The 8444-nt window shown below is 38.4% G+C and carries 7 protein-coding genes; 4 read left to right on the top strand and 3 right to left on the bottom strand.

Annotation, left to right across the window (positions count from 1 at the left end):
* Window positions 1-44: 44 nt before the first annotated feature.
* Window positions 45-503 carry a GNAT family N-acetyltransferase gene (locus tag V7083_RS16000; protein ID WP_335479601.1) on the top strand — a complete coding sequence of 153 codons (459 nt, stop codon included), beginning with the start codon at window positions 45-47 and terminating at the stop codon, window positions 501-503.
* 23 nt (window positions 504-526) lie between these two features.
* Here the strand turns inward: V7083_RS16000 and V7083_RS15995 are convergent, their stop codons facing one another.
* Window positions 527-1816 carry an Nramp family divalent metal transporter gene (locus tag V7083_RS15995; RefSeq protein WP_335479598.1) on the bottom strand — a complete coding sequence of 430 codons (1290 nt, stop codon included), beginning with the start codon at window positions 1814-1816 and terminating at the stop codon, window positions 527-529.
* 298 nt (window positions 1817-2114) lie between these two features.
* Here V7083_RS15995 and V7083_RS15990 point away from each other — a divergent pair, with 298 nt between their 5' ends.
* Window positions 2115-3296: a cation:proton antiporter gene (locus V7083_RS15990; protein WP_335479596.1), complete on the top strand. Its 1182-nt coding sequence runs from the start codon at window positions 2115-2117 to the stop codon at window positions 3294-3296.
* Window positions 3297-3372: 76 nt separating this feature from the next.
* Here the strand turns inward: V7083_RS15990 and V7083_RS15985 are convergent, their stop codons facing one another.
* Window positions 3373-3789 (bottom strand): hypothetical protein, encoded by a 417-nt coding sequence (locus V7083_RS15985; RefSeq protein WP_335479594.1) that lies wholly within the window; start codon window positions 3787-3789, stop codon window positions 3373-3375.
* A 163-nt stretch (window positions 3790-3952) separates the two neighbouring features.
* Here V7083_RS15985 and selB point away from each other — a divergent pair, with 163 nt between their 5' ends.
* Both selB and V7083_RS15975 read left to right on the top strand, forming a co-directional pair.
* Window positions 3953-5836: a selenocysteine-specific translation elongation factor gene (gene selB, locus V7083_RS15980; protein WP_335479592.1), complete on the top strand. Its 1884-nt coding sequence runs from the start codon at window positions 3953-3955 to the stop codon at window positions 5834-5836.
* A 162-nt stretch (window positions 5837-5998) separates the two neighbouring features.
* On the top strand, window positions 5999-6922 hold the full coding sequence (locus tag V7083_RS15975; protein WP_335479589.1) for a S66 peptidase family protein: 924 nt from the start codon (window positions 5999-6001) through the stop codon (window positions 6920-6922).
* Window positions 6923-6959: 37 nt separating this feature from the next.
* Here the strand turns inward: V7083_RS15975 and V7083_RS15970 are convergent, their stop codons facing one another.
* Window positions 6960-8417, bottom strand: coding sequence for an alanine/glycine:cation symporter family protein (locus V7083_RS15970; protein ID WP_335479587.1), 1458 nt, complete (start codon window positions 8415-8417; stop codon window positions 6960-6962).
* Window positions 8418-8444: the final 27 nt, after the last annotated feature.

Here is an 8444-nt window from a genome sequence, read left to right as displayed (position 1 = left end):
GTATAGAATCATTCTATACAAGAATTTTTTTGGGGGGAAGAAAAATGATCCAGAAAATTAATCTACAGAATGGCAACTTGTTACAACGTCTTTTTTCCTTACAGAGATCCTCTTATTTGATAGAGGCAAAATTAATTGATTTTTATGATATTCCTCCATTGAAGGAAACCATCAAGGATTTAGTGGATAGTGGAGAGCAATTCATAGGTTTCTTTGACGAGGATGAACTGGTGGGAGCCTTGTCATATACAATGGTCGGTCAGGAACTGACCATTTGCAGGTTGATCGTGGATCCGAACCATTTCAGGAAAGGAATTGCCCAAAAGCTGCTGATCAACCTAGAAGAAAATAACAATGAAATATCAGTATTTAAAGTGTCGACAGGTAGGGATAATTTTCCTGCCATAAGGCTTTATTTAAAAAACGGTTTTAAATGGACTAGTGATATGGAAGTTGCTCCTGGTTTTTTTATAAGTATTTTTGAAAAAAGAACCCACAGCTGACCGCTGTGGGTTCTTTTTATTCATTATGCAATCGTTTGGAGAATCAACACGATATTCAAAATAAGGACAATTGCAGCACATAAAATAGAAAAGATTGTGGTTAACTGTTTATTCACTAATACCCCCATAATATCTTTTCTCCTGGTGAAGTAGATAAGCGCTACTATTGGGAACGGAAGCACAATACTTAAGACCACCTGGCTTATAACGAGTGTATGGGTTGGATCTAAATGAAGAAAAACGACAATAAAAGCTGGAAACATTGTAATCATTCTACGAAGCCACAAAGGGATTGAAAACCCCACGAAACCTTGCATAATTACTTGGCCCGCCATAGTTCCAACAGTAGAGCTTGATATTCCAGATGCTAATAAGGATACTAGGAAGACAGATGCAGCTGCTGGACCTAGTAAAGGAGTTAACGTTTGATAGGCTGTTTCAATACTCGCTATGACTGTATTCCCTGATTCAAAAAAGACAGCGGCGGACATTGCCATCATGGCTAAATTTACAAGTCCAGCCAACCCCATCGCGATAAAAATTTCAATGGTACTGAATTTTTGAATGCGTAACTTTTGTTGGTCATTAACGGGAACAACTCTCTTTTGAGTTAAACTTGAGTGCAGATAAATGGCATGTGGCATTACTGTTGCTCCAATTACCCCCACGGCTAACATAATACTAGAGGTACCCCCTATCCACGGTGTGACACTATGATACGCGATCTTCGATAAAGAGGGATGTGATAATAACATTTCAACCAAATAACATAACCCTATTGAAATGGCAAAGGCTGTAATAAACTTTTCTAATGGACGAAACCCAAAACGTTCCATCATCAAAATCGCATATGTTACAATTCCAGTAATAATAACAGCTATCATCATGGGAATGTTAAACAACAAATTCAGTGCCAGGGTAGCTCCCAAAAATTCGGCTAAATCAGTAGCCATTGCAGCAAGCTCCGAGAAAATCCACATGACCATATTCATCCATTTAGGGAAGTGCTCTTTACAGAGTTCAGGCAAGTTTTTGCCTGTAGCAATTCCTAATTTAGCGGACATATTTTGGAATAGAATCCCCATTAAATTGGCGATCACTATTACCCAAAGCAATTTATATCCAAATTGTGCTCCACCAGAAATGTTTGTTGCATAATTACCGGGGTCCACATAAGCAATGGATGCAATGAAAGCAGGGCCAAGGAAAGGAAGTAAGGCAAATAAACCTTTTCGCTTTCCACTTACTGCTTCATTAGCAGCTGTTAGCACTTTTTTATTCTTAATAGAAATTTCTCTCCCTAACTCACTCATTTAATTTCTCTCCTTAATGAGTCGAAATAAAAATGTTTACCTAATTCGATTTTTTTAAACAAGGCTATTTTTTTTGCCCTTGTGCAACTTTATAATTTATATTATTGCAGATTTTAATCAAAGTTACCACTATAAATACATCCTTCATTAAAAATAATTGAATAAGAAATTAATTCGGAGGAGTCTGTCACAAAAGGGAATATCATCCCCATGGAAACAGGCTCTTTTTGAATTTAAGTTGGTTTATAAGCAAAGATTAAGGATAGCAAGGAAAACTTAATTTAGAAGGGACATTAATATGATGATTGAGGTTTGGATCATTCTACTTGGAATTGCTGTTGGAGTTGCTTTTATTGCTGAAAAAATAAATCAGCCATACCCGACATTGCTTGTTATTACAGGGCTGCTTATAGGTTTGCTTAATATTCCAGTTTTGGAAGAGGTAAAACATTACGCAACAAATGATATTGTCTTTCAAACAGCAATTATAACCATCTTTTTATCTGCATTATTAGGAGATGCCACACTGAAGCTGCCTTTTAATGAATTGAAAGAAAATAGAAAACCCATTTTATTGTTGTCCTTATTAGGAACATTTCTTACTTTTTTATTGGTTTCAACAGTCTCATATTTTGTTTTGAAATTACCCTTTCAATTGGCACTTATTTTTGGGGCCGTCATGTCCGCCACAGACCCTATCTCTGTTTTGACCATATTTAAATCAATGAAATTAAACAAAAAATTGTCCATCATGGTTGAAGGAGAGAGTTTAGGGAATGATGGAGTGGCGGTTGTCTTATTTAAGATTGCCCTTGTTACCACGGCGTTGACATCCGCTGGGGTTTTAGAAGCTTCTGCTGAATTTTTTAAGGTTGTTCTTGGCGGAATACTGGTTGGTGCTATGTTCGGCTTTTTAGCTTCTCGGATTACTCGACATATTGATCAACATTTAGTTGAAATAGGATTATCCATTGTTCTCTTTTATAGTGCTTTTGGAATTGCTGAGAACTTTCATTTCTCAGGGGTCATTTCAGTCGTTGTCGCGGGCCTCATCTTTGGCAATTACGGAAAGAAAATAGGGATGTCGGAGAAAACTCTGCGTGAAATGGATTCTTTTTGGGAGACTATTTCATTTCTGGCTAATGCTATGATTTTTTTCATGGTAGGTTTAGAAGCAGCAAGAATTGGCCTTGAAGGAAAATGGTCAGTTGTTTTGGGGAGTATTGCCATTGTGGTCATTTCACGGATTATAGCTGTTTTTGTAAGCCTGTCATTCGATCAATCAGTCCCGTTATCTTGGAAAGCTGTCATTGGTTGGGGAGGATTAAAGGGCTCTTTATCCATTGCCCTCATTTTATCCATTTCTCCTGATTTTACCGGGAAAGATTTAATTTTGGCGATGACGTTTGCCAATGTATTGTTCTCTTTGCTTATTCAGGGCACTACAATTAAATTGCTTGTCAATAAATTAAAAATCTAGCTTCAAGTATTTAAGTCCTTTGATTCCTTTATCAACTTTACATAGTAAAAGTAAAAGCCAGAAATTATTCTGGCCGCTACTTTATAGGGTTTTTGCTCAAATATTCAATGAGATCTTCTATTGTGGCAGATTGATGTACGATCCCTGTCTGACTAAAAAGAATATAAGCTGCCTCTTTTTGAATTTCGAGTTTTGGATAGACATTTGTAACCATTTCCCTTTCTGGTAAACTTAAAATATTTTTGACTTGTGAAGTAACCTTTTCATTTTTCTCAATCGGAGTTTGCTCATTTTGATTTCCAACAACCAATAGGGAATAGGATTGATTATTTTCAGCTAAAAGGTTTGGGTACGGAAAGTTGCTGGGAGTTTTCGTTTCCGTTTGAGTAATGGTTTTGCACGTTTTTTTTGAGGAACTTGCTTTAGGCTCCTGATTTTGGCACGCAGCTAGTAAAATAATAATTGTCATAAATGGCAATAAATATTTTTTCATTGTTCTCGTCCCTTTTTTATGTATTCTTAATTAACCATAGCATACTCTTAAAAACGATGGACGATGTGAATGTGGAGGAATCGTGAAAAACTAACAGTCCTCTTGAACATTATCTCCAAGAAGGCTACAGTAGAAAGGAAGACCGTTAAAGAAGGTGGCTAGCTTGGAAAAAAGATATTTTACCATTGGGATGGCAGGTCATATTGATCATGGAAAAACGTCGTTGACCAAAGCATTAACTAATGTAGATACGGACCGCTTAAAGGAAGAAAAAGAACGTCAGATTTCAATTGAACTAGGATTTGCACCATTATATGAAGATGACGAAATACAAATATCTGTGATAGATGTACCCGGACATGAACGTTTTATCAGACAAATGATAGCCGGTGTTGCCGGAATCGATCTAGTTGTGCTTGTTGTTGCAGCGGATGAAGGAGTTATGCCACAAACGAAGGAACATCTTGATATTTTGAAATTTTTGGGTGTAAAAAACGGAATCATTGCGATCACAAAAATGGACCGTGTGGATGAAGAGTTTATCGAATTAGTAAAAGATGACATTTTAACAGAACTTGAGGGAACTGTTTTTCAAGAAGCACCAGTTGTTCTTGTCGACAGTATCTCCAAAAGAGGAATAGCCGAGATAAAGGAATTGATTATCAGGAAGTTAAAGGAACTGGAAATGCGTGATGCAAAGGGTGCCTTCCGTTTACCGATTGATCAGGTATTTACCGTGAAAGGGCAAGGTACAGTAGTCCGTGGTACGGTTTATGAGGGAACGGTTGAGGAAGGACAGGCTTTGAAAATTATGCCAAAAGGGATAGAGGTCAGAGCTAGACAAATTCAGGTCCATCATAAGCAGGCAGAAAAAGCATTTGCCGGCCAAAGAGCTGCGATAAATCTATCCGGGATCTCCAGGGAAGATTTAGAACGGGGAGACGTCCTTGTTTCATCAGAACATTTTATCGTAACAAAAACAATTGATGTAGCTATTCGTGTTGTTTCCGAACTTGAGCATTTGATAAAACAACGGATGCCAATAAAGCTCCATATAGGGACTGCAGAAGTTATGGGGCGGATTGTCTTTTTTGACCGAAATGAAATAAAGGAAGAGAACGGTGAAATCCTATGCCAACTTCGTTTGGAAGAGGAAATTCTTACTAAGCGTGGCGATCGATTTATCATTAGAAGACCTAGTCCTACTGAAACCATTGGCGGCGGCTGGGTGATAGACCCTAGAGGGAACAAATATCGTTTTGGAAACCAAACTATTGATGAGCTTGAGAAAAAAAAGGTTGGTTCGCCAAAAGAGCGAATAACTGCGGCTTTAATGGAAGCAAGAAGTCTGCCGCTTCATGAACTGATTAAACGGACGGCTCTTGATGAGGAAACATTAACTGAACATTTACAGGATTCGTCATTTGTTTTTTATAATGGAAAAGAATTTACACTGCAGATAATGATTGATTCCATCGAAGAAGATATATACGATCTTATACAGGACTTTCATAAAAAGTATCCGATGAAAATAGGGTTAAATAAAGCTGAACTGTTACAATCCATGCAAAAAAGATTTCCTAAATCATTAGTAGAATTTGTAGTGGAGAAGGGCATCTCGAACGATATTTTTAACCGCAGGGAACAATTTGTATCATTGGCTGAATTTTACCCTCATGTCCCGAAAAATTGGGCCAAGCGTGTGGATAACCTGTTGGAGGAATTAACAAAAGATGGCTACAAGGTTCGTTACGTAAAGGACTACTTTGCAACTGCAGGAATCCCAGATCATTTAACGGTAGAGTTAAGACGATTTTTAGAGGATCAAAACTTAATCGTTATGCTGGATGATCAATTTGCCTATGCTGAGTCAGTTTTTCAAAATGCTGTGAACAAGCTGAGAGAGCATACAGGTACAGAATTTGAAGTAGGTGAGGCGAAAGAGATACTGAATCTTTCACGCAAATATATGATTCCATTTTTAGAGCGATTGGATGCTATTGGGTTGACAAAGAGAGTTGAAAATAAGCGTGTCTGGAAAAAGTAGAAGTCTGCTAATGCAGGCTTCTTTTAGTGAATAGGAAAGTATAAACGTTCTATCAAGGTATCAGTTTAACTAGCCCTCCGTCTTCGCCAAATGACAAGTTTCAAATGTATATTTTGGTTTTTTATAAATAGGATAGAAAAGAAGAAGATGGGGGTGGAGGAGATGGATGAAATTAAACCGGTCCGTTTACAGAGAGGAGATCTCGTCGGAGTTATTACACCTGCAGGTCCAATAGAGCTTGAAAAATTAGAGCTAGGAATCGCATTTTTAAAGGAGCAGGGACTGAAAGTTAAAATGGGAAATAGCGTCGGAAGATCTTATGGCTACTTGGGAGGTACAGATGCTGAAAGATTAGAAGATTTGCATCAAATGTTTCGTGATCCTGAAATTAAGGGGATTTTCTGTGCTCGCGGGGGCTATGGTACGGCAAGATTTGCCTCACAGATCGATTATGGACTTATTAAAAACAATCCCAAAATATTTTGGGGCTATAGTGATATTACTTTTTTGCATACAGCAATCAACCAGCATACAGGACTTTGTACTTTTCACGGGCCGATGATAGGGTCCGACTTAGGACGGGAGTCCGTTCATCCAGTTTCGAAACAATGTTTCAGTCAATTATTTGAACCTAAAGAGTTTATTTATACAGAGGAACTCTCACCATTGGAAGTGGTGGTTGAAGGTTATGCAGAAGGACCAATCGTCGGGGGCAATTTAACCTTAGCTATCAGTACAATGGGGACAAAATTTGAAATTGATACCACGGGAAAATTATTCTTAATCGAGGATATTAATGAAGAGCCGCGGGCTGTCGATCGAATGTTAAATCAACTGTTATTGTCAGGGAAGCTCCAAGCTGCCTCGGGAATCATAATTGGAGATTTCTGCAATTGTACGTCACGAAGTGATCAGTCCCTAACACTCGATGAGGTTATAAATTATTATGTTCGTTTAGCTGGAAAACCTGCTATAAAAGGTTTTAAGATTGGCCATTGTAATCCCAATATTGCTATACCATTAGGAGTCCATGCAACCCTCAATACCTCTAAAAAGAAGCTCACAATAAAAAATGGTGTTATATAACAAGGACTGATGCAAAATGCAATCAGTCCTTAATAGATCAGCCTGTTTTCTCTTCTTCAATATAAGTGTATTCTTTTTCCCAGAAATCAGCATCTTCAATTCCTAGTTTCACGGGATCAAAAACAGGATCTTTGCCATCCTTTAATTGTGCTTCATAATCTCGAAGAACTCTTAAAGCAGGTTTTGTAAGCAATAGAATGGCAATAATATTTAACCAGGCCATACTTCCTACACCAATATCACCCAATGTCCATGCTAAACCAGCAGTTTTCACACTTCCGTATAGCACCATACCCAAAATGGCGATTTTCAGAAGGTAATCAGACCAGATACGTTTTTTATTTTTGTTAATATACGCAAGATTGGTCTCAGCCATATAGTAATAAGCCATAATGGTTGTAAAGGCAAAGAAGAATAGTGAAATGGCTACGAAAGGAGCGCCAAATCCTGGGAAGACAGATTCAACTGCTGCCTGTGTATAACCTGGGCCTGGTTCCATTTTTCCAAGGTTATTGACAATTTCCGGTTTTCCATCAGGTGTAACATTGTACATTCCTGTAATTAGAATCATAAACGCTGTTGCTGAGCAAACAAAAAGGGTATCAACATAAACCGAGAAAGCCTGAACAATGCCTTGTTTGGCAGGGTGGGAAACCTCCGCGGCTGCCGCTGCATGTGGGGCTGTACCTTGACCAGCTTCGTTTGAATAAATTCCCCGTTTTACACCCCAAGAAATTGCTGAACCCAATATTCCTCCAAATGCCGCATTAGCACCAAATGCACTAGAGAAGATTAGTTTGATGACTCCCGGTAATTCACTAATATTCATAAATGTAATGATTAAAGCCACTAATATATATCCCAGTGCCATAAAAGGAACAATTAATTCCGCGGCACGAGCAATTCGCTTTACCCCGCCAAAAATAATGGCAGCCAGGAATACTATTAAAATAATACCTGTAATCATCGGGCTAATACCGAAAGCGTTTTCAACACTCAGAGCAATACTATTTGCCTGAACACCTGGTAATAAAACGCCGGTTGCGAGTACAGTAACAATGGCAAATAATACAGCATACCATTTCATTTTTAAGCCTTTTTCTATGTAATAGGCTGGACCACCACGGAATTGACCGTCTTGTTTTACTTTATATACTTGACCTAATGCTGCTTCAACGAACGCAGAACCAGCTCCTAAGAAGGCAATTGCCCACATCCAGAATACAGCTCCCGGACCACCAAAAGCAATCGCAGTGGCTACACCGGCAATGTTTCCGGTACCAACCCGTCCAGATAAGGCAAGTGTTAAAGCTTGAAATGAGGAAATACCTGCTTCGGATTTTCCTCCTTTAAACATAAGTGGTATGATGTCCTTCATATGCCTGACTTGAAGAAATCTAGTTGCAAGTGAGTAGAATAGACCTGTTCCCAAGCAAAGGTAAATGAGTGCTGGGCTCCAAATGATTCCACTGAGCCAGTTAACAAATTGTTCCATAAATTTCCCCCTTTATAAGTAGATGTT

The sequence above is a fragment of the Bacillus sp. JJ1764 genome, assembly GCF_036962145.1.
Taxonomy (GTDB): domain Bacteria; phylum Bacillota; class Bacilli; order Bacillales; family Cytobacillaceae; genus Neobacillus.
This window is presented reverse-complemented; position numbering and strand designations above follow the sequence as displayed.